This window comes from Serratia sp. ME47, from assembly GCF_903970925.1.
GTDB classification, from domain to species: domain Bacteria; phylum Pseudomonadota; class Gammaproteobacteria; order Enterobacterales; family Enterobacteriaceae; genus Serratia; species Serratia ureilytica.
This window is the reverse complement of record NZ_CAJCKE010000026.1, coordinates 26,258-52,331: the sequence shown is the minus strand read 5'-3', so window position 1 is coordinate 52,331 and position 26,074 is coordinate 26,258. Positions and strand designations below refer to the sequence as shown.

Genomic DNA, 26,074 nt, shown 5'->3' with positions numbered 1-26,074 from the left:
CTTCCTCTGGCCGGGATGGCCCTAAGTAATTGTTATCTATTATTCGAACACGCCTTTGAGCAATCTTCAAAGACTTTTCAATGCGTTGCCGGCCAGGCGGCTCGCCTGCGCGGCGCAGGGCCGGCTGAGTACCCGCCGTTCTGACCGCAACGCTTTGCAAGGCGGGACGATGGCCAAAAACAAAAAAGCCTCCACGAGGGAGGCTTAGGCGCTACTTTTCGTTTCTTTTCTTACGCGCAAAGCCTCCTGAAATCAGGCGCTAAAGTAAAAAAAGAAACGAAAAATAGCTGCGTGCATAATTGCGGTACCTTGTCGATGATTGTCCACCAGTGATATAGCGGCGGGCAATGAAAGTCAATATTTGTCGCTGAAAACAAAGATTAAAAGAGGGAGCAAGCTCCCTCTTCTACTGACTTACGCCAGAGCTGCTTTCGCTTTCTCAACCAGTGCGCCGAAGGCCACTTTGTCGAAGACTGCGATGTCAGCCAGGATCTTACGGTCAATTTCGATCGAGGCTTTTTTCAGGCCGTTGATGAACTTGCTGTAAGACAGACCGTTCTGACGAGCAGCTGCGTTGATACGTGCAATCCACAGCTGACGGAACTGACGCTTACGTTGACGACGGTCACGGTAAGCATACTGACCTGCTTTGATTACTGCCTGGAAGGCAACACGATATACGCGCGAACGGGCACCGTAGTAACCTTTCGCCTGCTTCATGATTTTCTTGTGACGTGCGCGTGCAATTACACCACGTTTTACGCGAGCCATATGCTCTCTCCTAAAGTCTTATTCTAAATTCAAAAAAAATGGCTTATGCGTACGGCAGGCACGCGGTAACCAGGACCAGATCGTTTTTAGACACCATGCCTTTCGGACGCAGGTGACGTTTACGCTTGGTTGCTTTTTTGGTCAGAATATGACGCAGGTTGGCATGTTTACGCTTAAAACCACCGCTGCCGGTTTTTTTGAAGCGCTTGGCTGCACCACGTACAGTTTTAATCTTTGGCATTTTAATTAAATCCACTTCGCATTGTTAAACAACGAATCAGTTGGGCGAATAAAACCCACACAGCGCAAGCGCCGCGCGGGTTCCATTACTTGTAAGCCTTACTGTTTCTTCTTAGGAGCGAGCACCATAATCATCTGGCGGCCTTCGATCTTCGTAGGGAAGGACTCGACCACTGCCAGATCCATATCTTCACACAGGTCTTTACGGACGCGGTTAAGCACTTCCATGCCGATCTGCTGGTGCGCCATCTCACGCCCGCGGAAACGCAGGGTGATTTTGGCTTTATCGCCATCTTCCAGAAAGCGAATCAGGTTGCGTAGTTTGACCTGATAGTCGCCATCATCGGTGCCAGGACGGAATTTGATTTCCTTAACCTGGATAACTTTTTGCTTCTTCTTCTGTTCTTTCGTCGACTTGCTCTTCTCGTAGAGGAATTTGCCGTAATCCATGATTCGGCAAACTGGCGGTTCGGCATTTGGGCTGATTTCTACTAAATCAACGCCCGCTTCCTCAGCTTTTTCAAGAGCTTCATTCAGACTGACAATACCAATCTGCTCGCCATCGACGCCGGTTAGGCGAACTTCTTGCGCGCGAATTTCTCTGTTAATGCGATTAGGACGCGCCGGTTGAACTCGTTTTCCGCCTTTAATACTTTATTCCTCCAGTTGATGAAGACTACGGCTGCGAATCTCTTTCAGCAGCTTGTCTACGACTTCGTTTACGTCCAGGCTTCCCAAGTCTTTGCCACGGCGGGTACGAACGGCAACTTTGCCTGCTTCGACCTCTTTGTCACCGCACACCAACATGTAAGGGACTCGACGTAAAGTATGTTCGCGAATTTTAAAGCCAATCTTCTCATTTCTCAAGTCCGCTTTCACGCGAATACCTGCATCCTGCAGTTTTTTGGTCAATTGCTGGACGTAATCAGACTGGCTGTCGGTGATATTCATCACCACCACCTGCACCGGAGCGATCCAGGTCGGGTAGAACCCGGCATATTCTTCGGTAAGGATACCGATGAAGCGTTCCATGGAGCCCAAAATGGCGCGGTGAATCATTACCGGCACGACGCGATCGTTGTTTTCGCCAACGTACGATGCGCCCAAACGGCCCGGCAAGAAGAAATCGAGCTGCACGGTACCACATTGCCATGCGCGATCCAAACAATCATGCAGGGTAAATTCAATTTTCGGTCCGTAGAAGGCGCCCTCGCCCGGCTGGTACTCGAACGGAATGCCGTTCTCGGTCAGCGCGGCGGCCAGGTCTTCTTCCGCACGGGTCCACATGTCGTCGGTGCCGATGCGTTTTTCCGGGCGCGTGGACAGCTTGACGGCGATCTTGTCGAAGCCGAAAGTGCCGTACACGTCATAGACCATGCGAATGCATTCGTTCACTTCGGCGCGCACCTGCTCTTCGGTACAGAAGATGTGGGCGTCATCCTGCGTGAAGCCGCGCACGCGCATCAGGCCGTGCAGGGAACCCGAAGGCTCGTTGCGGTGGCAGCTGCCGAATTCGCCCATGCGCAGCGGCAAATCGCGGTACGACTTCAGGCCCTGGTTGAAGATCTGCACGTGACCCGGGCAGTTCATCGGCTTGATGCAGTATTCGCGATTTTCCGACGCGGTGGTGAACATGGCGTCTTTGTAGTTTTCCCAGTGGCCGGTTTTTTCCCACAGCACGCGGTCCATCATGAACGGACCTTTCACTTCCTGGTACTGGTACTCTTTGAGCTTCATGCGCACGAAGGCTTCCAGCTCGCGGAAGATAGTCCAACCGTCGTTGTGCCAGAACACCATGCCCGGCGCTTCTTCCTGCATATGATACAGGTCGAGCTGTTTGCCGATCTTGCGGTGATCGCGCTTGGCCGCTTCTTCCAGGCGTTGCAGGTAGGCGTTCAGCTGCTTCTTGTCTGCCCAGGCGGTACCGTAGATACGCTGCAGCATTTTGTTTTTGCTGTCGCCGCGCCAGTAAGCGCCGGAGGTTTTCTGCAGTTTGAAATGGTGGCAGAAACGCATGTTCGGCACGTGCGGACCGCGGCACATGTCGACGTATTCTTCGTGGTGATACAGGCCCGGACGATCGTCATGGCTGATGTTCTCATCCAGGATCGCCACTTTATAGATTTCGCCGCGCTCAGCGAAGGTGTCGCGGGCTTCTTGCCAGCTGACCTTCTTCTTGATGACGTCGTAATCCTTATCGGCCAACTCGTGCATCCGCTTTTCCAGCAGATCCAAGTCTTCCTGCGTCAGGGTGCGGTCGATATCCACGTCATAATAGAAACCGTTGTCGATCACCGGACCGATCGCCATTTTGGTATCCGGCCACAGCTGCTTGATCGCATGACCCAGCAGGTGCGCGCAGGAGTGGCGCATGATTTCCAGACCGTCTTCGTCTTTGATGGTGATGATGGCCAGCTGCGCATCTGATTCGATCAGATCGCCGGCGTCGACCAGCTCGCCGTTGACACGGCCGGCGATACAGGCTTTCGCCAGGCCAGGGCCGATATCGCGCGCGACATCCATCGGGGAAACGGGGTGGTCGAAATGACGCTGACTTCCGTCAGGAAGGGTAATAACAGGCATTAATAATTCCTTATCTACAGTGGTGACCCACACGACAGATCACATGCAGTACGAAAATTGGATTTTGGGTTTGGTCAGCCAGGTTTCAGATCTCGCCCACAATTGCCAGATTGAAACCTCACTGGGTATACAGAATGGAACGCATACCTTCTCAGCCGCATTCGGCTAAGCGAATAGTATCACTAAAATTGTTCCGGATAAATAAAGCGCCGCCGCCCTCACGCTTTCGCTCTATCCGGCGCAAACACGCCTTTCAGATAGCTAAGGGTGGCCAGCAGGCACAGGCCGTAGCCCAGCAGTTCGCATCCCTCTTCCACCATGTTTTTCACCACCCGGTTGTAACCGTCCAGCATCAGCGTTTGCCACAGCGCGCTCATGCCGAACAGGCGTGAAAACACCAGGATACACAGCAGGCCGGCGCACATCATGCCGTAGCCGGGGTGCGACACGATATAGACCAGGCCGCGCGCCGTAGCCGCAATATGCCTTGCGGCATGCCACAGACAGGCCAAGGCGACCGCCAGCGCGAACCACACCCAGGCGCCGTGCCACAACGCATCGAAAGCGAAGTCCATCTCGCGGATCAGCATGCAGAGAAAGAAGCCGCCAACCAGCAGCCAGGCGGAACGACGCTCGGCCTGTCGCCGAGCCGCGGCGAAGAAACCGCCGGAGATGGCGAGCAGCAACAGCTCCTGCGCCGCTTCGGTCAACGAGGTTTCATGCACGAAGTTATGCAGCCAGTGCACATCGATAAACACCAGGCCGACCAATGCCGCCATGAAGGCGGCGGAAAGCGCGAATGCGCCGATTTTCCCCAGTAAAATATGCAGTTCTTGTTTCATAATCACACTCATTATTATTTACAGCGCATCTATGGTATCCACCTGTTCTCAGGGATCGTGGCAATTGATGCCTAATGCCCTGCGCCGCACGAAAGGTGGTCGTTAATTACGCCGAAACAATAAAAAACCCCGGCACCTGGGCCGGGGTAAGGCCAGTCTTTCCTGGCAGTCACTTCATCGTCGTCAGTATTCCAGGCTCTCATCCCTATATCATCGAGACGCGCAAAGGAGCCTGAAGATTACGCCTGCGCAGGTGATACCGCGATACGGCGGACATTGGTGTTAACGCCCCACAAGCCGGCCAACGCACTGACCACTGCGCCAATCAACAGCGCAAAGAACGACCACAATGCGGCCCGCGACAATTCGTCCGCAGCAGCGGCAGCCTGTTCGCGCGCCTTCTGTTTCAGCTCCACATACTCCTGTTTTGCCTGATTGATTTTTGCTTCGGCGTCATCCAAACGCTGATTAACCAGCTGCGCAGTTTTATTTTTGGCTTCGACCAAATTCTTCACCGTCTGGTCCACTTCCTGCGGCGTCATATCGGTATTTTCCGCCAAGGCCTTTTTCAGGGCGTCTTGATCCACATCTTGCGAGATGGCCTCACCCTGTTTTTTAAGCTTGGCGACCAGTTGATTAATAATGGCGTCGCTATTGTCAGGCTGAAGTGCCAGAGCTTTTACTGCGTCCGCCAAATCAGTTTTGGCCGCATTCAACTGCTGTTGCATGAATTCAGGCTGCAATGACGGGATACCGCTTTTTTTGAGCGCCGTAACCACATCGCCTTGCAGCTGTTCAGGTTCCAAGGTTGTGTCAATGCCCAACTTGTCAAACACTTTACCGCCGGCGTCCGCCAATCCGGATGCCCCTTTGCCAATCGCTGAACCGGCGCCGGAGAGCAAGCTGCCGGAGGTCGAAGCGATAGCGCCCAGCGCATTGCCGGTCGCCTTCACGGCAGACCCGACCAGCATCCCACCCAGCACCGCCGCCACAATCAGTGACGTCGCCCATACCAGGAAGCCATGAATAAGTCCGTCATTAGCAGCCAAACGCCCGGCAATAAAAGCGCCGGCAGCCAAACTAATAATGATTGAAACAGCGGACCAAATCACTACGGTGGTACCGGCGCCGTTTATCGGATCGTCTGATGTCGGATCCACGATGGAGAATCCAAGACTGGTGCCTAACGTCGACAGCAACAGTGAAACAGCCAATACGGTGATCACGCCGCCGATGACGCTGCCCCAGGAGATTTTTTTCGCCGCTACCCATTCTTTTGCCACTTCCATAGTAAAACTCCTTTTAAGTTTTCGATTATAAAGAAATGCCAGAAAGCCTTACCATTATAGACTCGCTTCATCAATCAGGCGGTTAAAGGGTGAAAACAGTTAAAAATAATTAATGATAATGACTTCAGACGTGCGTTTACTTTCAGCGGCGCTACGCTGACAGACCGCCTTAGCGTCACTATTCTTACGCTATCCACCAATGAACAAGGTCTTAGCGCACAACATGAACCGGTTACTCGCAGCCCTCATCGTGGCGTGCGCGGCATTGGCGACGTTATATGGGCTGGTGCATTTTGGCGCACGTTCGGTGCCGCGCGCGATTGCGGTCAACGAGGCGCCGCTGGGGTGTGAGGATGAACCTGAGCTCGCCGGCGAGTGCGGCGATGACGATGAGTCTCCCGCCGACGAATTTCGCCGGCCGGCGACGCTGAACGCCCGGGCCGACGGTTAATTAACGTTACGAGCTATCCCCATTGCCGCCAGGCGTACGGCAGGCTAGGCTGTTCAGCTCATGGGCCGCCGTTTGGCGGCTTGAACGTTGCACAGGGAGTCTATTTTATGACGGGTATTTTGCAGTTATTCCAGGCCATCGGACTGGGTTTGGTGCTGCTGTTGCCGCTGGCCAACCCGCTGACCACGGTGGCGTTGCTGCTCGGGTTGTCCGGCAATATGACGCGCGAAGAGCGTAATCAGCAGTCGCTGATGGCCTCGGTTTATGTGTTCTGCATCATGACGGTGGCGTTTTACGCCGGGCAGGTGGTGATGAACACCTTCGGCATTTCGATCCCCGGCCTGCGCATCGCCGGCGGCCTGATCGTCGCCTTCATCGGTTTTCGCATGCTGTTCCCGCAGCAGAGCCCCGAAGACGCGCCGGAGGTGGAGAGCAAGTCGCACGAGCTGCGCCACAAGACGTCGGCCAACATCGCCTTCGTGCCGCTGGCCATGCCGAGCACCGCCGGGCCGGGCACCATCGCGATGATCATCAGCTCGGCGTCGAGCGTCAAAGCGAACTCGCTGGGCTTTGAACCCTGGGTGTTGGCCGTGGCGCCGGTCGCCATCTTCCTGACGGTCGCGGTGATCCTGTGGGCCTGCCTGCTCAGTTCCGGCGCCATCATGCGGTTGGTCGGGAAAAGCGGCATCGAGGCGATCTCGCGCCTGATGGGGTTCCTGCTGGTGTGCATGGGCGTTCAGTTCATCATCAACGGCGTGCTGGAGATCATCTCCACCTATACACCGGCCGCCGCCTGACCATGAAAAACGGGCGCGACATCGCGCCCGTTGCCGTTATTTCCCCGCTGGCGCCTGCGCGCCCAAAATGCCCTTGCCTTCCGGCACTTCGGTAAAGCGACTGAGGATCTCGCTGTAGGTCTTGGCCGGATCCAAATCCGGGAACTGCGCCGGATAGATAAACTTCGCCAGATACTCCAGCCCGACGATGTTGTACGGGTGGTTGTAGAAGTTATGGTAGATGCCGTAGAACCGCCCTTCCTTCACCGCCGACACCTGCGAGAACCCCGGGCGCTGCTTCATGCGGTTGAAGGCCTCATCCACCTGCTGCTGCGTCACGCCATAGCCGAACGGCACCGCGGCGTTGGTCTTGCTGGCCCACTGCGAGCCGGAAACGATGTAGGCATCCGGTTTCATGCTGATCACTTTTTCCAGCGCCACGTCGCCGGTCGCACCCGGCAGCAGCGCAGAACCGATGTTGCGCGCGCCGACCGCTTCGACCAACGCGCCCCAGCCGACGTGCGCATGGGTGAAGCAGCAGGATTCCAGGCCATTCAGACCGGCCTTGGCTTCGAAGAACACCAACGGTTTGGGTTCCACCGCCTGCGTTTTGGCCAGAATGGCCTGATAATGCTGCTGATAATAATCGGTATATTGCTTGGCTTCGCTTTCGCGGTTGAGGGTTTCCCCCAACAGCGTCACGCTTTTCGGCGTGTTTTCCACCGGCTTGAGCATGGTATCGATAAACAACACCGGCACGTTCAGCGCCTTCAGCTTATCCAGCACGCCGGTTTGGCTCAGGGAAGGTTTGGAGCGCAGCTGGGCGATCATCAGATCGGGCCGCTTGGCGATCACGCTCTCCAGATTCACTTCGCCTTTATCGCTGAATCCCATGTCGATGATGTTTTTCGCCGCCGGCCATTTGCTCTGCAAGATTTCCCAGGTCGCCGCGTCGCTTTTCTTCAGCAGGTTATTCCAGGCCACCAGCCGGCCGAACGGGTTGGCGCGATCGAGCAGCGCCAGCGTAAGAATGTCGCGCCCGTCCTGCACCACGATGCGTTTCGGCTCCTGCGGGAGGGTGACCGTCTGGCCGGAGGTGTCGGTCAGGGTCAACGGATAGGTAGTGGCCATCGCCGGAGAGGCGAGTAAGGCGGCGCAAACCAGCGCCGGCAAAGTGATTCGACGGTGCACGAAAGACTCCTTAGTCATGAATACATTCAGGAAATACTAATGAGAATGGCTTGCATTATCAAAGATAACGCCCGGCATGCCGACGATTAATTGCAAAGGGATGTGTAAAGGAAGGATAAGAGGCGCGCCGGAGCCGGCGCGCCCAGGGGATCACATCAGGCCGTAGATTAGCGCCGAGAGCGCGATCAGCCCCATCACCAGCACGAAGACGTTGCTCGCCGCGCGATATTGGCGCATGGCCGGCACCGCACGCACGGCGTACATCGGCAAGATGAACAGGATCGCCGCAATCAGCGGGCCGCTGATGGTTTCGATGATATGCAGCGCGCTGGGGTTCCACACCGTCGCCGCCCAGGTGAGCAGGAACAGCGACACCGCCGAGATACGGTGCGTCATGCGCGAGCTGAGCGGCTTGCCGACCGCGCGCGTGACGCCATCGATCAGGCTGGTCGCCCCTTCCGTCACCCCCAGCGAGGTGCCGAGATAGGATTTGGCCATCGCCAGCATCGCCATCACCGGGCCAAGGTAGGCGATCAGCGGGTTGGAGAACTTGTTGGCCAGCGTGGTCAGCACCGTGATGTTCTGCTCTTTCGCCTGCAGCATGTCTTCATGAGACAGGCTCAGCACGCAGCTGAACACGAAGAACAGCACGGTAACGCAGATCAGCACATAGCTGTAGCGCATGATGCGCGCACAGCGGCGTTCCGCCTTGTCGCCGTACAGGCTCTTCTGGGTCGAGGCGAAGGAAGAGATGATCGGCGCATGACTGAAGGAAAACACCATCACCGGCACGGCCAGCCACAGAGAATGCCACAACCCCGGCGTGTCGAAGCGGGTGGCGGCCAGGCCATGCACGAAGTTGGCGGTATTCCAGCTCGGCATCAGATAGAGCGAAATGCCCATCAGGAACACCAGCAGTGGGAACACCAGCATGCCCATCGCCGCCACGATGCTGTCTTTGCCGCGCAGCAGCACCAGATTGAGCACCACCACCACGGCCAGGCTCAGCCACAGGCGCGGCAGCGGCGCCACGTGAAACTGATGGATCAGGAAGCTGTCCAGCGCGTTGGTGATCGAAATGCTGTACACCAGCACGATCGGGAAGAACGCCATCAGATACAGCACCATGATGATTTTGCCGGCCAGCACGCCGAAGTGTTCCACCACCACATCGTGAATGTTGCCGTCGCGGCTGGAGCCGGAAAGCACGAAGCGGCTGAGCGCGCGGTGCGGCAAATAGGTCAGCGGGAAAGCGAACAGCGCCATCAACAGCAGCACCAGCGGGCCGTTCAGGCCGGCGTTGATCGGCAAGAACAACGTACCTGCGCCCACCGCAGTCGCATAGAGACCGAACATCCAGACGGTGTCGGTTTTGTTCCATTTGGCAGTCTGAGCGGCCGTCAGCGTGCCTGAATCGGGAGAAATCGTACTCATGAGACAGTCTACCTTAATCTGCGGCGACAACGATTGCGCCTAACGGGATATCCTTCTCCGCGAGTTTTTTAATAATAATCAGTGAATTAAAGCGATATTTCATACTTACGCCTGATGAAAGGACGGCAAAGGATAATGAAAAATCCGCTGCGGGTCTATGTTTTATCGGCTGAACGGACGATTTGCGAACACAATCTGCTGAAAAAGCAGGCGGCAGCAGAAAAACTAAGGGCCCCTTGCGGAGCCCTTAAACGGTTTACTTCTTCGCGTCCGGATGGTCCGGCACCTCGGCGCTGCCCATCTCCTTCTCATCGCGGATCATCGAGCGGTCTTTACGCACGTCGGCCACGTCGGAGGCGCTCACCGGTTTGGCGCTATTGCCCCAGCTGGAGCGGATGAAGTTCACCACGTCCGCCACCTGCTGGTCGTTCAAACGCCAGCCAAACGGCGGCATGGTGATGTTGGACACCGCGCCCTGCACCGCCGGCGTGGTGTTGCCGGTCAGCACGATGTGGATCAGCGAGGTCGCGTCCTCGGTCTGCACCACCGGATTGCCCTTCAGCGACGGGAAGGCGCGCTTGTAGCCCACGCCGTCGGTGCGGTGGCAGGCCGCGCAGTTATCGACATACAGGGCCGCGCCGGGCTTGCTGTCATTCCCGCGCCACAGATCCTTGGCCACGCTGTCTTCGACCGGCGCCGCCTGCTGCTTGCCGTCTTTCGGCGGCAGCGATTTCAGGTAGCGCGCGATGGCGGTCAGATCGTCGTCGCTCAGGTATTGCAGGCTGTGCTCCACGACGTCGCTCATGCCGCCGAACACGATGGCTTTGTCGTTACGGCCGGTTTTCAGGAACTCGGTCAGCTCGGCTTCGCTCCAGCTGCCCAGGCCGTCCTTGCGGTCGCCGCGCAGGCTGGAAGCCACCCACCCATCGATCGGCGCGTTGCTCCCGGACAGGTAGTCGTCGCTTTCGCTGTTGCTCAACGCTTTCTCCTGCATGGTGATGCTGCGCGGGGTATGGCAGGCGCCGCAGTGGCCCAGGCCTTCCACCAGGTAGCGGCCGCGCTCAATCACCGGATCGGCCTTGGCGTCTGCGACAAAATCCGCCGGCGACGGCGCAAACATGCCGCGCCAGATGCTCAGCGGCCAGCGCATCGACAGCGGCCACGGGATGTCGGAGTCCTTGTTGGCCTGCTCCACCGGCTGCACGCCGTGCATGAAATAGGCATACATGGCGCGCATGTCGTCCTCTTTCACCAGCGCGAACGACGGGTACGGCATCGCCGGGTACAAGGTGCTGCCGTTTTTGGCTACGCCCTTACGCACCGCGTTGTCGAAATCCTCGAAACTGTAATCGCCGATGCCGGTTTTCTTGTCCGGCGTAATGTTGGTCGAGTAGATGGTGCCGATCGGCGTCTCCATCGCCAGGCCGCCGGCGAAGGTCTTGCCGTTCTTGCCATCGGTATGGCAGGCCACGCAGTCACCGGCGCGCGCCAGGTACTCGCCGCGCTTGATCAGCTCGCTGCTGACGGTGGCGTCCTGCGCCCAAACGGAGAAACTCACTGCACTGAGAACCAGTGCCGGTACAAATGCTTTCATCGTTCGCCGTCCTTATGCCTGCACCAATGGGCCTGGGTTTTTCAGATACTGCTCGCGTATGGCGCGGGCAGACCAATAAGCCAGCGCCGCCACGGTGCCGGTCGGGTTGTAGCCCAGCCCTTGCGGGAAGGCAGATGCGCCGATCGAGAACACGTTGTGCACATCCCAGCTCTGCAGATAGCGGTTGACCGCGCTGGTCTTCGGATCTTCCCCCATCACCGCACCGCCGTTCATGTGGGTGGTCTGGTAGCTGGTGGTATCGAAGTGGCTGTTGGCGTTTTTCGGGCTGCCGGCGATCAGTTTCGGGTTCATCGCCTTGGCGATCGGCGCCATCTTGTCGTACATGAACTGCGCCATCTTGATGTCGTTTTCCTGCCAGTCGAACGTCATGCGCAGCAGCGGCTGGCCGAACACGTTCTTGTAGTTGGGATCGAGATCCAGATAGTTGTTGCGGTACGACTGGTGCGCGCCGTGGGCGTCCATCGAGACGTGGTGGGTGTAGGCATCCGCCACCGCCGCTTTCCACTTGCTGCCCCAGGCCGGGGTGCCCGGTGGGGTCGGCAGGCCGGAGATCGGCTTGGTGCCCGCCTGGTTGACCCAGAACGGCGAACCGCCGACGAAGCCTTCTTTGGCGTGATCGAAGTTGTCGGCGTTGAAGTCATCCACGCCCACGCCGTTGCCGCCGGCGCCGATGAACGGGTTGGTGAAGACGTCTTTATCAAAGAACGCCTTGATGGTGGTCATGTTCTGGTAGGCGAAGTTGCGCCCGACCACGCCTTCGCCGGTCACCGGATCGTAAGGCTTGCCGATGCCGGACAGCAGCATCAGGTGCACGTTGTGGAACTGGAACGCGCCCAGGATCACCAGGTCGGCCGGCTGTTCAATCTCACGGCCCTGCGCATCGACGTAGTTCACGCCGGTGGCGCGGGACTTGTCATCGGTCAGGTTGACCTTCAGCACGTTGGCGTTGGTGCGCAGTTCGAAGCGTTTCTCCATGCGCAGCGCCGGCAAGATGTTGACGTTCGGCGAGGCTTTGGAATACATGTAGCAGGCGTAGCCGCTGCAGAAACCGCAGAAGTTGCATGGGCCCATCTGCGCGCCGTACGGGTTGGTGTAAGAGTCCGAGGTGTTGGCGGACGGCAGGTTGTAAGGGTGGTAACCCACCTCCAGCGCCGCTTTCTCGAACAGCTGGGCGGAGTAGGTGTTTTTCTGCGCCGGCAGCGGGAAGTCGTCGGAGCGATCCGGCGCAAAGCGGTTACCGCCCTTCTGCGCCACTTTCTGCCCTTTGATGGTCCAGGCGGTGCCGGAAGTGCCGAACACTTTCTCCGCTTTGTCGAAGAACGGTTCCAGCTCGTCGTAGGTCACGCCGAAGTCCTGGATGGTCATGTCCTTCGGAATGAAGTTTTTGCCGTAGCGTTCTTCATAATGGCTGCGCATGCGCAGTTCGATCGGATCGACGCGGAAATGTACGCCCGACCAGTGCAGACCGGCGCCGCCGACGCCGGTGCCCGGCAGGAACGCCGCCAGCTGGCGGTAAGGCACCGCGGTCTGGCTGCTGTTGTGGCGAATGGTGACGGTGCTTTTCGACAGATCCTGGAACAGCTTGCGTCGAATGTTATAGGTCAGCTCGTCGATCACCTGCGGATAAGACCCGTCCGGGTAGGTGTCGCGCATCGGGCCGCGCTCCAGCGCCACCACGTTGAGGCCGGCCTCGGTCAGCTCTTTGGCCATGATCGCGCCCACCCAGCCGAAGCCGACGATCACCGCGTCTACTTTTTTCATTACCGTTGCCATGGTTAGCCCCTCTCCCCACGAATCGAGACCGGCGGGAAGGGATAACGCTCCCCTCGCTCAACCCAGTCCATAAAATCGGCGCGCGCGCCCGGAAAATTAATCAGCTTCCAGCCAACCATGTCTTTGTTGCCGCCATGGATCGGATCGCTGAAGAAACCTTCACGGGTGTTTTGCAGCAGATAGGAGAAGAACAGTTTCGACGGCAGTTGCTGGAACTCCGCCTCGCCGGACTCGAACTTTTGCAGCAGGGCGTCTTGCTGCGCGCCATCCAGTTCGGCGAAAGGCTTGCCGGCGGTTTTCTTGCTGTAGGCGTCGGCGTCTGCGATGCCGAGGTTGTAGATTTGCTTGGGCACCAGCGGCAGCTGGTAGCCCATTTCCTTCGGCACATCGGGGTTGAACGGCCCCTGCATGTACCAGATGGAACCGGTGGCGTACGGCGTGTTCATCTGGCGATCGATAAACTCCGGCACGCCGGCTTCCAGCGCGCCAGGGCCGCGTTCGTCGGCCGGGATCAGGCGCGCGACGGCGGTCTTGATGAAGGCCCACTCTTCCGGGGTGAAAAAGGTCGGTTGGTAATCGTTCTGCGTTGAAGTGTTCGAGGCAGCGACCGCTGGTGCTGGGGCCGTCAGCGCGCCAACGCCGCTGCCACCAATTACCGCCGCAGGAATTAAGGTCATCGATTTCAACAAGAAATCGCGCCGCGAATTGTTGGTTTTATGATTCGACATGTCACATTCCATCCAAAGATAGTCACAACTATTTAACCGCAACCTTGCGATCGATACGGGTTTTTAAAATAATTTGTTACTTATTTGTCTATTTATTGAAGGTCAGAATGCGAGCAAAAGCAAAAATGTTACCGGTAACTTATTGAATGAACGTAAAGATTTATCTGCTAACGTAAATTTAACTTTTTGTGCGGTTTTTCTGATAAGCGATGAGGAAATAACGAAAAATGAGAGGCGGGTCGCGCTAAAAACTGACGCCGAAAACAAAATCGGCCGCGTTCGGCGGCCGATTCAAAGGATGGGATTACTGCGACATCGCCTGATAAGCGGTGGTCACTTTCCATAAATAGCGCGGCGCCTGCGGTGCCGGGTGCTTTTTCTGGATGTGCTGATAAAACTCATCCGGACTCATCTGATTGATGCGATTAACCGCCACGCGCTTGTCCGAGGAGAAAGTGCGCAACATGGCGCCCGCCCCGTTCACATACGAAACGATGGTGGCGTAACGCAAAGTCTGTGGGTTGTTGATCCCGGCTAGCTGCTGGCTTTGAAGAATATTGATATAGGCCGTTCCCAGATCAATATTGACCGCCGGATCCTTCAGCTCACGCGAGCTGGGTTGCCCGCTTCGTCCTTTCATGCGATAGGCGTCGCGGCCGGCGGTAGAAGCCTTCAGCTGCATCAATCCCACTGCGTTCGAGGTGCTGACCACGTTCGGGTTAAACCCGGACTCCACCTGAATAATCGCTTTAATCAGCGTTTCGTCGACGCCGTAGTTGCTGGCGGCCTGACGAATGTAATCGTTATAAGCAACCGGGGTGCCTGTGCGGTTTACCGGTGCCTGCGGAGGGGGTTTTAACCAACCGCCGCGCGTTGTGCCACTGCCTGAAATATTGCTCGCCGTTTGCGGGTCTTTGGCGCACCCCGACAAAAGCAAAATTGCCGTAAGGCAACCTATTTTTGTTTTCACAGAATCCCTCACTCCTTTCAATGAGTTGCGTAGCATATACAACTTGTAAGGACACCTGCAGTAATTTTTTGGACTAATCTCAAGCTATCCATATACCAAGAGGTGATTTATGAGTCAATCTGCAACAAGCTGCTTTGTGGTGACTTTTCGCTATCAGGAAGCGGGACTGACCGACCTGGCCAAGCTGACCGGGCAATTGACCCGTGAAGGTTTTGTCACGTCGGTGACAGACGAAAATGGCGTTCATCATGAGCTCGGCAGCAACAGTTTTGCGTTCATAACCGTTCTGGATCAAGAGGATGTGCAGCGACTTGCGCAGGGGTTCGGGCAGTTGGCGTTGGGAAAACAGCCGGAGGTGGCGATCTGCACCTGTAAGGACTACCTTCAGCGGTTACATACTGATACATAAAATGCTATAACTCCCCGGACGGTATTATTTTTCAGTTGGAGAAATAGCCCCGCCGGCGGTGGGCAAGTGACGCTTGACTTCGCTTCAATTGATATTGATAATCATTTTCATTTGAACCAGGAGACGTCATCATGCCATTGATAACTTGCGCTTTTCGTCGCAGTCGCCCTCCCCGCGCTGCCGCACTGTTACGCCCCTTCACGCTCGCCTGTTTGCTGCTCGGCGCCGCTCTGGTCAGCCAACCCGCGCTGGCGGAAAAAAAGCTGCGCGTGGTGACCACTTTCACCATCATTCAGGATATCGCCCAGAACGTGGCGGGTGACGCCGCCGTCGTGGAATCCATCACCAAACCGGGCGCCGAGATCCACGATTACCAGCCCACCCCGCGCGATATCGTCAAAGCGCAGCACGCCGACCTGATCCTGTGGAACGGCATGAACCTGGAACGCTGGTTCCAGCGCTTCTTCGAGAACATCAAGCAGGTGCCGGCGGCAGTCGTGACAGAAGGCATCACCCCGCTGCCGATCCGTGAAGGGCCCTATAACGGCAACCCGAACCCGCATGCCTGGATGTCACCGAGCAACGCGCTGGTATATATCGAAAACATCCGCAAAGCGCTGGTGGCGCACGATCCGGCCAATGCGGAAACCTACAACCGCAACGCCAAGGCCTACGCAGAGAAAATCGGCGCGCTGGACGCTCCGCTGCGCGAACGCCTGGCGCGCATTCCGGCCGCGCAGCGTTGGCTGGTGACCAGTGAAGGCGCCTTCAGCTACCTGGCGCAGGACTATCAGCTGAAAGAAGTCTATCTGTGGCCGATCAACGCCGATGAGCAAGGCTCGCCGCAACAGGTCCGCCGGGTGATCGACGCGGTGCGCGCCCACCATATTCCGGTGGTGTTCAGCGAGAGCACCATTTCCGACAAGCCGGCCAAGCAGGTGGCGAAAGAGACCGGCGCCAAATACGGCGGCGTGTTGTACGTGGACTCGCTGTCCACCCGCGATGGCCCGGTGCCGACCTATATCGATCTGCTTAACACCACCGTGCAAACCATCGCCAAAGGATTCGATCAATGACCCATGAGCTGTTTGTCCGCCCTGAATTGAGCGTGGACGACGTCACCGTGACCTACAACAACGGGCACACCGCCATTCATAACGCCAGTTTTACCCTGAGCGGCGGTTCTATCTGCGCGCTGGTGGGCGTTAACGGCAGCGGTAAATCGACGCTGTTCAAAAGCATTATGGGGCTGGTCAAGCCCACCAGCGGCCGGGTGTCGCTGAGCGACAAACCGGTGGCGGACGCGCTGAAAAAGAACCTGATCGCCTACGTGCCGCAAACCGAAGACGTCGACTGGAACTTCCCGGTGCTGGTGGAAGACGTGGTGATGATGGGCCGCTACGGCAAGATGAATTTCCTGCGCATTCCGTCGCGCGAGGATCGCTTGCGGGTCGACAAGGCGCTGGAGCGCGTCGGCCTCAGCGAGCTGCGCGGCCGGCAGATCGGCGAACTCTCCGGCGGTCAGAAGAAGCGCGTGTTTCTGGCGCGCGCCCTGGCGCAGCAGGGCACGGTGCTGCTGCTGGATGAGCCTTTCACCGGCGTGGATGTGAAAACCGAGAATGCCATTATCGATCTGCTGCGCTCGCTGCGCGACGAGGGGCATTTAATCCTGGTTTCCACCCATAACCTCGGCAGCGTGCCGGAGTTCTGCGATCGGGTGATCCTCATCAACCGCACGGTGTTGGCCGCCGGCCCGACCGAAACCACCTTCACCCAGAGCAATCTGGAGCTGGCGTTCGGCGGCGTGCTGCGCCATATCAACCTCTCCGGCCCGGATCTGCACGACGACAACGATCCGCGCACCGTCACGGTGTTGACCGACGATGAACGCCCGGCGGTGTTCTATGGCCACACCAAGAGCGATCCGCCTGCCAACAGTCAGGCCAGGGAGAAACAATCCTGATGCTGGACCTTCTGCTGCAACCTTTCAGTTATAACTACATGGTGAAGGCCATCTGGGTCAGCGCCATCGTCGGCGCCGCCTGCGCGTTTCTGTCCGCCTACCTGATGCTGAAAGGGTGGTCGCTGATGGGCGATGCGCTGTCGCACTCGGTGGTGCCCGGCGTGGCCGGCGCCTATGCCCTCGGCCTGCCCTACGCCGCCGGCGCCTTCTTCACCGGCATGCTGGCGGCGCTGGCGATGACGCTGGTGCGCCACATCACCCGGCTGCGCGAAGACGCCATCATCGGCTTTATCTTCTCCACCTTCTTCGCCGTCGGCCTGCTGATCGTGTCGCTCAACCCCACCTCGGTCAACGTACAGTCGATCATCTTCGGCAATATCCTCGGCATCGCCGACGAAGACGTGCTGCAGGTGGAGATCATCATCGGCGTTTCGCTGCTGATCCTGTGCCTGGTGTGGAAAGATCTGCTGGCGGTGTTCTTTGACGAAAGCCACGCGGTGTCGATCGGCCTGTCGCCGCTGAAGCTGAAGATCCTGTTCTTCACCCTGCTCAGCGCCTGCACCGTCGCCGCACTGCAAACCGTCGGCGCCATTTTGGTGATCGCCATGGTGATCACGCCGGGCGCCACCGCCTATCTGCTGACCGACCGCTTCAGCCGGCTGGTGATCATCGCCATCATCATCGGCGCATTGACCAGCGGCATCGGCGCCTATCTGAGTTTCTTCCTCGACGGCGCCACCGGCGGGGTGATCGTCACCCTGCAAACGCTGGTGTTCCTGGCGGCGTTCTGCTTCGCGCCGAAACACGGCCTGCTGGCGGCAAAACGTCGCGTAGCACAGTCACCAACCGGAGGCCGCTGATGGACACGCTCTACCAACTGCTCAGCGAACCCTTCGCCTACCCGTTCATGCAGCGGGCGATCGTCGCCGCCATCGTCACCGGCGTGGTATGCGCCGTGCTCTCCTGCTATCTGGTGCTCAAGGGCTGGTCGCTGATGGGCGACGCCATCTCGCACGCCGTCTTGCCCGGCATCGTAGTGGCGTTCGTCATCGGCATTCCGCTGGCGATCGGCGCCTTCCTCTCCGGCATCTTCTGCGCGGTGGCCACCGGCTACCTGAAAGAGAACAGCCGGGTGAAAGAAGACACGGTGATGGGCATCGTTTTCTCCGGCATGTTCGCCTTCGGCCTGGTGCTGTTCTCGCGCATCGACACCGACCAGCACCTGAGCCACATTCTGTTCGGCAACATGCTGGGCATCACCGACGGCGAGCTGAAGCAAACCCTGCTGATCGCCGGCTTCACCCTGGCGGTGGTGTTGCTTAAACGCAAAGACTTCATGCTCTACTGTTTCGATCCGCACCATGCGCGGGTGATTGGCCTGCCGGTCAAGCTGCTGCACTACGGGCTGCTGTGTCTGCTGGCGATGACCATCGTCGCCTCGCTGCAGGCTGTGGGGGTGATCCTGGTGATCGCCATGCTGATCGCCCCCGGCATCATCGCCTTTATGCTGTGCCGCCGCTTCGATCGCATGCTGATGGTGGCGACGGTGGTGTCGGTGTTCTCTTGCGTGCTCGGCACGCTGATCAGTTTCCACATCGACGGCGCAACCGGGCCCTGCATCGTCATTGTGCAGGCCGTGCTGTTCGTTATCGCCTTACTGTACGGTAAACTGCGTCCGTTACAGCGTAACCAAACCGCCCTGAGCGACAGTTAAACGCCCTCCTCTGATGCGGCGGCGCTCTCCGCCGCATCCTGTTTCCTCTGCCCCCTTATCCGTTGTCATCAAGTTGCAACCGGTATTGCGCTTAAATTAATCAATAGGGTATATACTGTGAGCTGGCGGGATGCTGAAAAAATCGCCTATTTTGACGCCGGCTGTGCGCCGCGTCGTGTTTTCACCACGGGAAAGACGCTAACCTAATGAATTATCAGGCAGCACAGAGGGGGAAATACCATGTGGCAAGCCGTTAGCCGTCTGTTAAGTGAACATCTTGGCAGCGCAGAGATACGCGAAAGGATTGAACTGCCCGGGGGCGACATTCACCCGGCGTGGCGCGTGAGTTACGGTGACAACGAGGTGTTCGTGAAATGCGACGCCCGTGAACAACTGCCGATATTCACCGCCGAGGCCGATCAGCTGGCGCTGCTGGCGCGCAGCAAAAGCGTGCGGGTGCCGGAAGTGTACGGCGTCGGCAGCGATCGCGACTACAGCTTCCTGCTGCTGGAGTATCAGCAGTTGAAACCCCTCGACGCCCATGGCGCCTACTGCCTGGGGCAACAACTGGCGCATCTGCACCAGTGGAGCGAGCAACCGCAGTTCGGTCTCGACTTCGACAGCGATCTGACCACCACCCCGCAACCCAACGCCTGGCAACGCCGCTGGTCGGAATTCTTCGCCGAGCAGCGCATCGGCTGGCAGCTGCAGCTGGCGGCGGAAAAAGGCATGACCTTCGGCGACATCGACGACATCGTCGATCGGGTGTATCTGCGCTTGCAGCACCACCAGCCGCAGCCTTCTCTGCTGCACGGCAACCTGTGGCCGGGCAACTGCGCGATGACCGCCAACGGGCCGATACTGTTCGATCCGGCCAGCTACTGGGGCGACAGAGAGTGCGATTTGGCGATGCTGCCGCTGTATCCGGAGCTGCCGCCGCAGATCTACGACGGCTATCAGAGCGTGTGGCCGCTGGGGGCCGGATTTATCGAACGCCAGCCGCTGTATCAGCTGTACTACCTGCTCAACCGCAGCAATCTGTTCGGCGGCCAGCATTTGGTGGCTGCCCAACGCGCGGTGGAGGCGCTGTTGCAGCCCGAAGCGTCATAACGTTCCGGGGCGCCGAGCGGCGCCCCGTTCATGGTTCAGGCCGCGCCGGCCAACTGCCCCAACAGGCGGATCACGAACCAGGCGATCACCGCAATCACGATCGGCAGGATGTACAGCGGGAAGTACTGCAGGAAGATGGTGTGGTGCGGCAGCGTAATGCGCTCCTCAAGCTGTTGGCGCGTGTGCCCTTCGCTGCCCTTGGCCTGCTCCAGGATCATCTGGTCTTCCAACCCTTCGCGGATGAACTTGACCTGACGCGACATGCGCGCGCCGGAAGCCTGCAGCGCCAGCCCGACGAAGATCAGAATATAGATGATGATGAACATCAGATTGGCGCCGCTGAACAGGCTTTTATCCACGTCGGGCACCGGTGAGTTGTACCAGAAAAGGTTCAGGAACGGCGTGTTGAAACGCACCATGTCCACCATCACGTGGACGAAATCCAGCATCACCGCGTTGATGCCCTTGGTTTTTTCACTGTGCTGATAGATAAAACCCAGCACGGAAATCAGCGTCGACAGCAACGCCGGGATAAAAACCACCCATCCGAGAATGCGTTTCAAAATGGCGAGACGCCCGGCCTGTTGATACGTCATGTGTTCCCCTTGTTAGCGACGTAACCGAATCGGCTAAGTCTACCTGCTGTTGGCGAAACTCGCCCACCGTTTTCTTCACTCCCGCTGTGCTACAAGCTTAGCCGAATTAGTCGAAATCAAAAACTTAACCGCGCCGGCACACTATCATTGAAGAGATAACGTTATCCATTCGGGCAGAGGCCGCCATGATTCGACTGATTATCTTATTGCTGGGCGCGCAGGCGCTGCACGGTCAGCGCCGTCTGCTGGTGCTGTTCGGTTGGCTGTGGATAGCCGCAGGGGCGCTGATGCTGTTCGACATCCTGCAGGATGGCCGGTCGGTGCTGGCGCTGGATGCCCTGGCGGTCATCCTGGCGCTGGAGGGGTTGGTGGCGGTATCCGCCGCGCTGGTGATCGGCTCTTCGGCCAGCAGGCCGGTGCTGCTGAAAGGATTGGGTTTTGTCTTTATGGCCTTTTTAATGCTGGACGTGCCCGCAGACGATAACATCGTCGCCACCGTGGTGTTTGGCAGCGCGCTGCTGCTTGACGGCGCCGTGCGCATCGCCTCCTCCACGGTGATTCAACACAGTCGATGGAAAGGCGTGGCGCTGGCGGGCAGCGGCGAGATCCTGCTTTCGTTGATGATTTTTGTCGGCTGGCCGGCGCCGCATCGGATGACGGTGCCCTTTTGCCTCGGCGTGATGATGGTGCTTTCCGGCTGGGCCTTATTGCGTATCGCCCGGAGACTGACAAGCTTCTCTCTGAATCAGCACCCCGCGCGGCAGCCACCGCACCCGGAGGATGAGACTGCACCGCTCACGGTGTATGTCTGGACACCGATTGGTGCGGCTAAAGATCCGCGCCGGCGTTACATCGTCGACCGATACATCGCGGCGGTTGACGGCGGCGGCAATATCTCCACCGGTCACGCCGCCCTGGCGCTCGCGCCGGATGTGTATATCAGTCACTACCCGCTCAACGACATCAGCCATTCCGTTCAGGATTTCCGCCAGTTGTTGCATGCCGGCGAACAGAACAACGTCGACGGGCGTTTCCTGCCCGACCTGGCGGGCGAGATCGCCGCCTGGTGCCCCCCGGACAAGAAAATTCAATTCTACCGCTATAACCCGGCGGCACTGCGCGCATTCTGGCTGCGTTATCGGCAGGACGCCACCTACAATCTGACCCGGCGCAACTGCTCCACCACGGTCATCGGCGCGCTCGACAGCGCGTTGGAAGGCGTGCTGGGTGATAAACATCTGTGGCGCCGCTTTCTGTTGCTGGTGCTCGATCCCAACCTGTGGATGCTGGCGGTACTGCGCAGCCGCGGCGAAAGCATGACCTGGACGCCGGGTTTGGTGCTGGACTACGCACGCATGTTGCAACAGGTCACCGAGCGTCAACACCAGCGCTGGTGGCTAAAATTGCGCGAGGTGTGGAATATCCTGCGTTTTGGCAAAAGCCAAACGCGCAGGCAAAGGTTTTAGTCTCGTCACCGGCGATGATAAAGTGTCGGGCACATTCACCCGCGCCGGCAGGAGTTAATCGTTAATGGCTTATTCGCAACGCATTGAAACCGCAATTTTTGATATGGACGGCTTGTTGATCGACTCGGAACCGCTGTGGCTGCAGGCTGAGTTGGATATCTTCGGCGCGCTGGGTTTGGATCTGTCCGACCGTCACAAGCTGCCGGACACGCTGGGGCTGCGCATCGATCTGGTGGTGAAGATGTGGTATCAGGCGATGCCGTGGCAAGGGGTTTCGCTTGATGAGGTGTCGGCGCGGATTATCGAGCGCGCCATCGAGCTGGTGCACGAGACGCGCCCGCTGCTGCCGGGCGTTCAGCAGGCGCTGGAGCTGTGCCGCAGCCAGGGGCTGAACATCGGTCTCGCCTCCGCCTCGCCGCTGCACATGCAACGGCAGGTGCTGAAGATGTTCGAGCTTGAGGATTACTTCGATCAGCTGGTTTCCGCCGAATACCTGCCGTACAGCAAGCCGCACCCGGAGGTCTACCTGATCGCCGCCGAACGCCTGGGCAGCGATCCGCTGCGCTGCATCACGCTGGAAGACTCGTTTAACGGCATGATCGCCACCAAGGCCGCACGCATGCGTTCCATCGTGATCCCGGCAGCCGAATACCGTCACGATCCGCGCTGGGCGCTGGCGGACCACAAGCTGGACACCCTGGAACAGCTCACCCCCGCCCACTTTGCCTGACCTGCGGCGCCGGCCATCGGCGCCCTGGGTTTGCCGCTCTGCGTCATAAAAGGGATCCGCACCGCAAAATAAACGAAACACCGTTTCATTTTATTGAATTGGCATGACGTTCTCATTATGCTGCATGGCAGGGAAAGCGACGGCCCGCGGCGCGTTGTCACTGCCACGCAGCGCGGTTCAAGGCCGCCGCTTCCTCCCGCCACACGCCGAGCAACCGTCTTTTTTCTCACCGCCATACGCCCCCCATCGCCCGCTTTTTGTTCTCGCGCGTCAAAATCGATGCTTTGTTACCCATTGCCGTAACAAGCCGTTGTAAAACAGGGAAAAATAAACAATTGGTTACAGGGTAACTGCTTCCACTACTGGGAATTTTTCCATATACTGGATAAATTAACAGTTTACCAGTCGGAATCGCAACAGCATGACCGCGGAAGGACACCTTATATTCTCTGTCGCTTGCGCGATCTTCGCCAAGAAGGCGGAAGTGACGCCAGAGCTGGCTACCGGCGACTGGTGGCACATCATACCCGCCGCGCTGCTGACCTCATTGCTGCCGGACATCGATCACCCCAAGTCGGTGCTGGGCCAGCGTCTGCGCTGGATCGCCATTCCCATCGCCCGCGCCTTCGGCCACCGCGGTTTCACCCACAGCCTGCTGGCGATCGCCGGCGGCATGGCGCTGTTTCAGCTTGATGTGCCGCGCAGTTGGCCGATCCCGGCCGACGCGCTGCACGCCATGATCATCGGTTACTTCAGCCATCTGCTGGCCGACATGCTCACGCCCGCCGGCGTACCGCTGCTGTGGCCGTGCCGCTGGCGTTTTCGCCTGCCGCTGCTCAACTCGCAAAAAGGCAATCAGTTGGAGCGCGTGCTGTGCCTCTGCCTGGTGGCGTTTGCCATCTGCTGGCAAGGTGATTTCACCCTCCCGGTGCAATCCTACGTAGAGCAAATCAGAAATATTAGACTCTGATCACAAAAAATCGCTCAACCCATCACCCATACGTATATAAAACGAACAAAATCACACAAAAAGCTATATTAAATTCCATTTGGATATAAGTAGGCCCCTCGGCAAACTGTTACGATATTTACATCGCGACACACCTAATGGTGCGTAGTCGTTTTTATATAAGAAAGATTATTGGAGATATTGGGGATGAATCTTCCGCTCGTGATTAACGTGCTGGTGTTTGTCGCGCTCCTTTTGCTGCTGGCGCAAACCCGCCACAAGCAATGGAGCCTGGCGAAAAAAGTGCTGGTCGGCCTGGTGGTCGGCGTGGTGTTCGGTCTGGGGCTGCAGCTGGTGTACGGCGCCGACAACCCGGTACTGAAAGAATCCATCAGTTGGTTCAACATCGTCGGCAACGGCTATGTGCAACTGCTGCAAATGATCGTCATGCCGCTGGTCTTCGCCTCTATCCTGAGCGCGGTCGCCAAATTGCATAACGCCTCTTCGCTGGGCAAAATCAGCGTTCTGACTATCGGCACATTGCTGTTCACCACGCTGATCTCGGCGCTGGTGGGCGTGCTGGTCACCAACCTGTTCGGCCTGACCGCCGAAGGCCTGGTGCAGGGGGCGCAGGAAAGCGCGCGCCTGACGGCCATCCAGACCAACTACGTAGGCAAACTGGCCGATCTGACCGTGCCGCAGATGGTGCTGTCGTTCATCCCGAAAAACCCGTTCGCCGATCTGACCGGCGCCAGCCCGACCTCGATCATCAGCGTGGTGATTTTCGCCACCTTCCTCGGCGTGGCGGCGCTGCAGCTGCTGAAAGACGACAAGCCGAAAGGCGAGCGCGTGCTGGTGGCTATCGATACCCTGCAGGCCTGGGTGATGAAGCTGGTGCGTCTGGTCATGAAGCTGACGCCGTACGGCGTGCTGGCGCTGATGACCAAAGTGGTCGCCGGCTCCAACATTCACGACATCGTCAAGCTCGGCAGCTTCGTGGTGGCCTCCTACATCGGTCTGGCCATCATGTTCGTGGTACACGCCATCCTGCTGGCCTTCACCGGCGTGAACCCGCTGAAGTTCTTCCGCAAGGTGTGGCCGGTAATCACCTTCGCCTTCACCAGCCGCTCCAGCGCCGCCAGCATTCCATTGAACGTGGAAGCGCAGACTCGCCGCCTGGGCGTGCCGGAATCCATCGCCAGCTTCTCGGCGTCGTTCGGCGCCACCATCGGCCAGAACGGCTGTGCGGGCCTCTACCCGGCGATGCTGGCGGTGATGGTTGCGCCGACCGTCGGCATCAACCCGCTGGATCCGGTGTGGATCGCCACCCTGGTCGGCATCGTCACCCTCAGCTCCGCCGGTGTGGCGGGCGTGGGCGGCGGCGCCACCTTCGCCGCGCTGATCGTGCTGCCGGCGATGGGCCTGCCGGTGACGCTGGTCGCGCTGCTGATCTCGGTCGAACCGCTGATCGACATGGGCCGTACCGCGCTGAACGTCAACGGTTCCATGGCGGCGGGCACCATCACCAGCCAACTGATGAAGCAAACCGATAAAGCCGTGATGGACAGCGAAGACGAAGTCGAATTGGCTCACCGTTAACGCCTTCCGCGAACGAAAAAACCGGGGATGATCCCCGGTTTTTTTATGCCCTGCGTTCGGTCGTTACGGCCGCTCGCCGTTCGCCAGCCGCCGGTTGATATCGGCGATCACACCCGGCAATTGCGCCAGCGTGTCTATCACATAGTGCGCGCCCGCCGCGTACAGCTTATCGGCGGCGGCCGTGCGACGGCGCTCGATCTCCCCTTGCGGCATTTGGCGATACTCCTGCCAGGTCGCGCCAAACTCGTTGCCGGACAGCGCCAGCCCGACGCTCCACATCTCGGCGTTCAGCCCTTCGGCAATGCCAGGCACGGCGTCATCCACCTTCACGCAATGCGCCACCGCATCGATGCCCAGCGCAATCACGTTTTGCAACGCCATCCACGGCCCCGGTCGCCCGCCGGCCGCGAGATCGTCGGTGGCGACCCAGTAATCCGGCGCGTAGCCGCGCTGCGCTGCGGCAGGCGCCAGCACCGCCATCACCGCGCGCGGATAACCGGAGCAGGAGCCGATTTTAATGCCCTGTTCGCGCAGCCCGGCAATCACCTGCGGCACGCCCTCGATGGGATCGGCGAAGTCGACCACTTTGGCGATTTGCAGCGGCATAAACGCCTGATACAGCGCGTCGATATCCTGGTGACTCATCGAGCGGCCCAGCTTCTGTCGCCAGCGCGCGTCGACCGCCGGCAGTTTGCCCAGCGCCTCGATGTGCTGCCATTTGCCGAGCCCCATCGGAATGCGCGCTTCCGCCAGGCTGATGTCGATATCGAAAGTGCGTTTGAACGCCTCGACGAAAATCTGCGTCGGCGCAAAGGAGCCGAAATCCACCGTGGTGCCGGCCCAGTCGAGGATCACTGCGTTGATCTGTTTCATGG

Annotated in this window: 27 protein-coding genes and 1 other annotated feature; of the genes, 12 read left to right on the top strand and 15 right to left on the bottom strand. The window is 58.5% G+C overall.

From position 1 onward, the window contains the following. Nucleotides 1-178 precede the first annotated feature (178 nt). Nucleotides 179-301 (bottom strand) — a sequence feature (Phe leader region). From pheM to H7A77_RS20820, 7 genes are all read right to left on the bottom strand, one after another. Then, nucleotides 253-297, bottom strand: a complete 45-nt coding sequence (gene pheM, locus H7A77_RS25505; RefSeq protein WP_121626058.1) for a pheST operon leader peptide PheM — start codon at nt 295-297, stop codon at nt 253-255. It overlaps the preceding feature by 45 nt. 113 nt (nt 302-414) lie before the next feature. Continuing rightward, nucleotides 415-771, bottom strand: a complete 357-nt coding sequence (gene rplT / locus H7A77_RS20845) for a 50S ribosomal protein L20 (RefSeq protein WP_004931417.1) — start codon at nt 769-771, stop codon at nt 415-417. A gap of 43 nt (nt 772-814) precedes the next feature. Then, on the bottom strand, nt 815-1,012 hold the full coding sequence (gene rpmI / locus H7A77_RS20840) for a 50S ribosomal protein L35 (RefSeq protein WP_004931418.1): 198 nt from the start codon (nt 1,010-1,012) through the stop codon (nt 815-817). Nucleotides 1,013-1,110: 98 nt separating this feature from the next. Further along, nucleotides 1,111-1,662, bottom strand: a complete 552-nt coding sequence (gene infC / locus H7A77_RS20835) for a translation initiation factor IF-3 (RefSeq protein ID WP_048233542.1) — start codon at nt 1,660-1,662, stop codon at nt 1,111-1,113. 3 nt (nt 1,663-1,665) lie between these two features. Further along, nucleotides 1,666-3,594: a threonine--tRNA ligase gene (gene thrS, locus H7A77_RS20830; protein WP_025159696.1), complete on the bottom strand. Its 1,929-nt coding sequence runs from the start codon at nt 3,592-3,594 to the stop codon at nt 1,666-1,668. Between the two features lie 218 nt (nt 3,595-3,812). Beyond that, nucleotides 3,813-4,436: a hypothetical protein gene (locus H7A77_RS20825; RefSeq protein WP_047576017.1), complete on the bottom strand. Its 624-nt coding sequence runs from the start codon at nt 4,434-4,436 to the stop codon at nt 3,813-3,815. Between the two features lie 239 nt (nt 4,437-4,675). Then, the gene (locus H7A77_RS20820) at nt 4,676-5,725 is read right to left on the bottom strand and encodes a YrzE family protein (RefSeq protein ID WP_033642876.1); all 1,050 of its coding nucleotides are present in this window, start codon (nt 5,723-5,725) and stop codon (nt 4,676-4,678) included. A 223-nt stretch (nt 5,726-5,948) separates the two neighbouring features. Here H7A77_RS20820 and H7A77_RS20815 point away from each other — a divergent pair, with 223 nt between their 5' ends. Beyond that, the gene (locus H7A77_RS20815; protein ID WP_069100111.1) at nt 5,949-6,176 is read left to right on the top strand and encodes a hypothetical protein; all 228 of its coding nucleotides are present in this window, start codon (nt 5,949-5,951) and stop codon (nt 6,174-6,176) included. A 107-nt stretch (nt 6,177-6,283) separates the two neighbouring features. Beyond that, nucleotides 6,284-6,973, top strand: coding sequence for a MarC family NAAT transporter (locus H7A77_RS20810; RefSeq protein ID WP_033652461.1), 690 nt, complete (start codon nt 6,284-6,286; stop codon nt 6,971-6,973). A gap of 36 nt (nt 6,974-7,009) precedes the next feature. On the opposite strand, the gene H7A77_RS20805 is transcribed toward H7A77_RS20810, so the two are convergent. From H7A77_RS20805 to H7A77_RS20780, 6 genes are all read right to left on the bottom strand, one after another. After that, a complete protein-coding gene (locus H7A77_RS20805) occupies nt 7,010-8,143 on the bottom strand; it encodes an ABC transporter substrate-binding protein (protein ID WP_116286382.1) in 1,134 nt (377 codons plus the stop codon). Between the two features lie 150 nt (nt 8,144-8,293). Next, on the bottom strand, nt 8,294-9,577 hold the full coding sequence (locus tag H7A77_RS20800) for an HAAAP family serine/threonine permease (protein WP_089191618.1): 1,284 nt from the start codon (nt 9,575-9,577) through the stop codon (nt 8,294-8,296). Between the two features lie 256 nt (nt 9,578-9,833). Beyond that, nucleotides 9,834-11,171: a cytochrome c gene (locus H7A77_RS20795; protein ID WP_033642870.1), complete on the bottom strand. Its 1,338-nt coding sequence runs from the start codon at nt 11,169-11,171 to the stop codon at nt 9,834-9,836. Between the two features lie 12 nt (nt 11,172-11,183). Beyond that, nucleotides 11,184-12,965 (bottom strand): GMC family oxidoreductase, encoded by a 1,782-nt coding sequence (locus H7A77_RS20790; protein ID WP_004931432.1) that lies wholly within the window; start codon nt 12,963-12,965, stop codon nt 11,184-11,186. Between the two features lie 2 nt (nt 12,966-12,967). Beyond that, nucleotides 12,968-13,693, bottom strand: a complete 726-nt coding sequence (locus H7A77_RS20785; RefSeq protein WP_042784344.1) for a gluconate 2-dehydrogenase subunit 3 family protein — start codon at nt 13,691-13,693, stop codon at nt 12,968-12,970. Between the two features lie 304 nt (nt 13,694-13,997). Further along, on the bottom strand, nt 13,998-14,663 hold the full coding sequence (locus H7A77_RS20780; RefSeq protein WP_004931439.1) for a transglycosylase SLT domain-containing protein: 666 nt from the start codon (nt 14,661-14,663) through the stop codon (nt 13,998-14,000). Between the two features lie 109 nt (nt 14,664-14,772). On the opposite strand from H7A77_RS20780, the gene ghoS reads away from it, so the two are divergent. The 6 genes from ghoS (at nt 14,773) to H7A77_RS20750 (ending at nt 19,859) form a co-directional block, all read left to right on the top strand. Further along, entirely contained in the window at nt 14,773-15,072 is a 300-nt protein-coding gene (ghoS, locus tag H7A77_RS20775) for a type V toxin-antitoxin system endoribonuclease antitoxin GhoS (protein ID WP_033642868.1), read from the top strand. A gap of 131 nt (nt 15,073-15,203) precedes the next feature. Continuing rightward, complete coding sequence (locus H7A77_RS20770; protein ID WP_108680601.1) at nt 15,204-16,148, top strand: metal ABC transporter substrate-binding protein; 945 nt, start codon at nt 15,204-15,206, stop codon at nt 16,146-16,148. Beyond that, nucleotides 16,145-17,035, top strand: a complete 891-nt coding sequence (locus H7A77_RS20765; RefSeq protein ID WP_033642866.1) for a manganese/iron ABC transporter ATP-binding protein — start codon at nt 16,145-16,147, stop codon at nt 17,033-17,035. Before H7A77_RS20770 ends, H7A77_RS20765 begins: the two co-directional genes overlap by 4 nt. Next, nucleotides 17,035-17,895 carry an iron/manganese ABC transporter permease subunit YfeC gene (gene yfeC, locus H7A77_RS20760; protein WP_016927980.1) on the top strand — a complete coding sequence of 287 codons (861 nt, stop codon included), beginning with the start codon at nt 17,035-17,037 and terminating at the stop codon, nt 17,893-17,895. Before H7A77_RS20765 ends, yfeC begins: the two co-directional genes overlap by 1 nt. Beyond that, nucleotides 17,895-18,749 carry a metal ABC transporter permease gene (locus H7A77_RS20755; protein WP_147838880.1) on the top strand — a complete coding sequence of 285 codons (855 nt, stop codon included), beginning with the start codon at nt 17,895-17,897 and terminating at the stop codon, nt 18,747-18,749. Before yfeC ends, H7A77_RS20755 begins: the two co-directional genes overlap by 1 nt. A gap of 240 nt (nt 18,750-18,989) precedes the next feature. Further along, a complete protein-coding gene (locus tag H7A77_RS20750) occupies nt 18,990-19,859 on the top strand; it encodes a fructosamine kinase family protein (RefSeq protein WP_033642864.1) in 870 nt (289 codons plus the stop codon). Between the two features lie 35 nt (nt 19,860-19,894). On the opposite strand, the gene H7A77_RS20745 is transcribed toward H7A77_RS20750, so the two are convergent. Continuing rightward, entirely contained in the window at nt 19,895-20,455 is a 561-nt protein-coding gene (locus H7A77_RS20745) for a YniB family protein (protein ID WP_025302601.1), read from the bottom strand. Between the two features lie 185 nt (nt 20,456-20,640). Between H7A77_RS20745 and H7A77_RS20740 the strand changes: the two genes are divergently transcribed. The 4 genes from H7A77_RS20740 to H7A77_RS20725 all read left to right on the top strand — a co-directional run bounded on the left by H7A77_RS20740 (nt 20,641) and on the right by H7A77_RS20725 (nt 25,199). Continuing rightward, nucleotides 20,641-21,921 (top strand): HdeD family acid-resistance protein, encoded by a 1,281-nt coding sequence (locus tag H7A77_RS20740; RefSeq protein ID WP_046686946.1) that lies wholly within the window; start codon nt 20,641-20,643, stop codon nt 21,919-21,921. A 64-nt stretch (nt 21,922-21,985) separates the two neighbouring features. Beyond that, complete coding sequence (gene hxpB / locus H7A77_RS20735) at nt 21,986-22,651, top strand: hexitol phosphatase HxpB (protein WP_094142158.1); 666 nt, start codon at nt 21,986-21,988, stop codon at nt 22,649-22,651. Nucleotides 22,652-23,072: 421 nt separating this feature from the next. After that, nucleotides 23,073-23,621 carry a metal-dependent hydrolase gene (locus H7A77_RS20730; RefSeq protein ID WP_033642861.1) on the top strand — a complete coding sequence of 183 codons (549 nt, stop codon included), beginning with the start codon at nt 23,073-23,075 and terminating at the stop codon, nt 23,619-23,621. Nucleotides 23,622-23,807: 186 nt separating this feature from the next. After that, entirely contained in the window at nt 23,808-25,199 is a 1,392-nt protein-coding gene (locus H7A77_RS20725) for an L-cystine transporter (protein WP_033652470.1), read from the top strand. A 63-nt stretch (nt 25,200-25,262) separates the two neighbouring features. Here the strand turns inward: H7A77_RS20725 and phnX are convergent, their stop codons facing one another. Continuing rightward, nucleotides 25,263-26,072, bottom strand: coding sequence for a phosphonoacetaldehyde hydrolase (gene phnX / locus H7A77_RS20720; protein ID WP_182074594.1), 810 nt, complete (start codon nt 26,070-26,072; stop codon nt 25,263-25,265). Between the last annotated feature and the right edge of the window lie 2 nt (nt 26,073-26,074).

Excerpts from the sequence above, each read along its gene's own strand:
- thrS (WP_025159696.1), bottom strand. The coding sequence starts at position 3,594 with ATGCCTGTTATTACCCTTCCTGACGGAAGTCAGCGTCATTTCGACCAC.
- H7A77_RS20750 (WP_033642864.1), top strand. The coding sequence starts at position 18,990 with ATGTGGCAAGCCGTTAGCCGTCTGTTAAGTGAACATCTTGGCAGCGCA.
- H7A77_RS20765 (WP_033642866.1), top strand. The coding sequence starts at position 16,145 with ATGACCCATGAGCTGTTTGTCCGCCCTGAATTGAGCGTGGACGACGTC.
- H7A77_RS20800 (WP_089191618.1), bottom strand. The coding sequence starts at position 9,577 with ATGAGTACGATTTCTCCCGATTCAGGCACGCTGACGGCCGCTCAGACT.
- ghoS (WP_033642868.1), top strand. The coding sequence starts at position 14,773 with ATGAGTCAATCTGCAACAAGCTGCTTTGTGGTGACTTTTCGCTATCAG.
- H7A77_RS20730 (WP_033642861.1), top strand. The coding sequence starts at position 23,073 with ATGACCGCGGAAGGACACCTTATATTCTCTGTCGCTTGCGCGATCTTC.
- H7A77_RS20755 (WP_147838880.1), top strand. The coding sequence starts at position 17,895 with ATGGACACGCTCTACCAACTGCTCAGCGAACCCTTCGCCTACCCGTTC.
- rpmI (WP_004931418.1), bottom strand. The coding sequence starts at position 1,012 with ATGCCAAAGATTAAAACTGTACGTGGTGCAGCCAAGCGCTTCAAAAAA.
- H7A77_RS20790 (WP_004931432.1), bottom strand. The coding sequence starts at position 12,965 with ATGGCAACGGTAATGAAAAAAGTAGACGCGGTGATCGTCGGCTTCGGC.
- H7A77_RS20810 (WP_033652461.1), top strand. The coding sequence starts at position 6,284 with ATGACGGGTATTTTGCAGTTATTCCAGGCCATCGGACTGGGTTTGGTG.
- H7A77_RS20785 (WP_042784344.1), bottom strand. The coding sequence starts at position 13,693 with ATGTCGAATCATAAAACCAACAATTCGCGGCGCGATTTCTTGTTGAAA.
- rplT (WP_004931417.1), bottom strand. The coding sequence starts at position 771 with ATGGCTCGCGTAAAACGTGGTGTAATTGCACGCGCACGTCACAAGAAA.
- H7A77_RS20770 (WP_108680601.1), top strand. The coding sequence starts at position 15,204 with ATGCCATTGATAACTTGCGCTTTTCGTCGCAGTCGCCCTCCCCGCGCT.
- yfeC (WP_016927980.1), top strand. The coding sequence starts at position 17,035 with ATGCTGGACCTTCTGCTGCAACCTTTCAGTTATAACTACATGGTGAAG.
- hxpB (WP_094142158.1), top strand. The coding sequence starts at position 21,986 with ATGGCTTATTCGCAACGCATTGAAACCGCAATTTTTGATATGGACGGC.
- H7A77_RS20725 (WP_033652470.1), top strand. The coding sequence starts at position 23,808 with ATGAATCTTCCGCTCGTGATTAACGTGCTGGTGTTTGTCGCGCTCCTT.
- H7A77_RS20815 (WP_069100111.1), top strand. The coding sequence starts at position 5,949 with ATGAACCGGTTACTCGCAGCCCTCATCGTGGCGTGCGCGGCATTGGCG.
- H7A77_RS20795 (WP_033642870.1), bottom strand. The coding sequence starts at position 11,171 with ATGAAAGCATTTGTACCGGCACTGGTTCTCAGTGCAGTGAGTTTCTCC.
- H7A77_RS20820 (WP_033642876.1), bottom strand. The coding sequence starts at position 5,725 with ATGGAAGTGGCAAAAGAATGGGTAGCGGCGAAAAAAATCTCCTGGGGC.
- phnX (WP_182074594.1), bottom strand. The coding sequence starts at position 26,072 with ATGAAACAGATCAACGCAGTGATCCTCGACTGGGCCGGCACCACGGTG.
- H7A77_RS20745 (WP_025302601.1), bottom strand. The coding sequence starts at position 20,455 with ATGACGTATCAACAGGCCGGGCGTCTCGCCATTTTGAAACGCATTCTC.
- H7A77_RS20825 (WP_047576017.1), bottom strand. The coding sequence starts at position 4,436 with ATGAAACAAGAACTGCATATTTTACTGGGGAAAATCGGCGCATTCGCG.
- H7A77_RS20740 (WP_046686946.1), top strand. The coding sequence starts at position 20,641 with ATGATTCGACTGATTATCTTATTGCTGGGCGCGCAGGCGCTGCACGGT.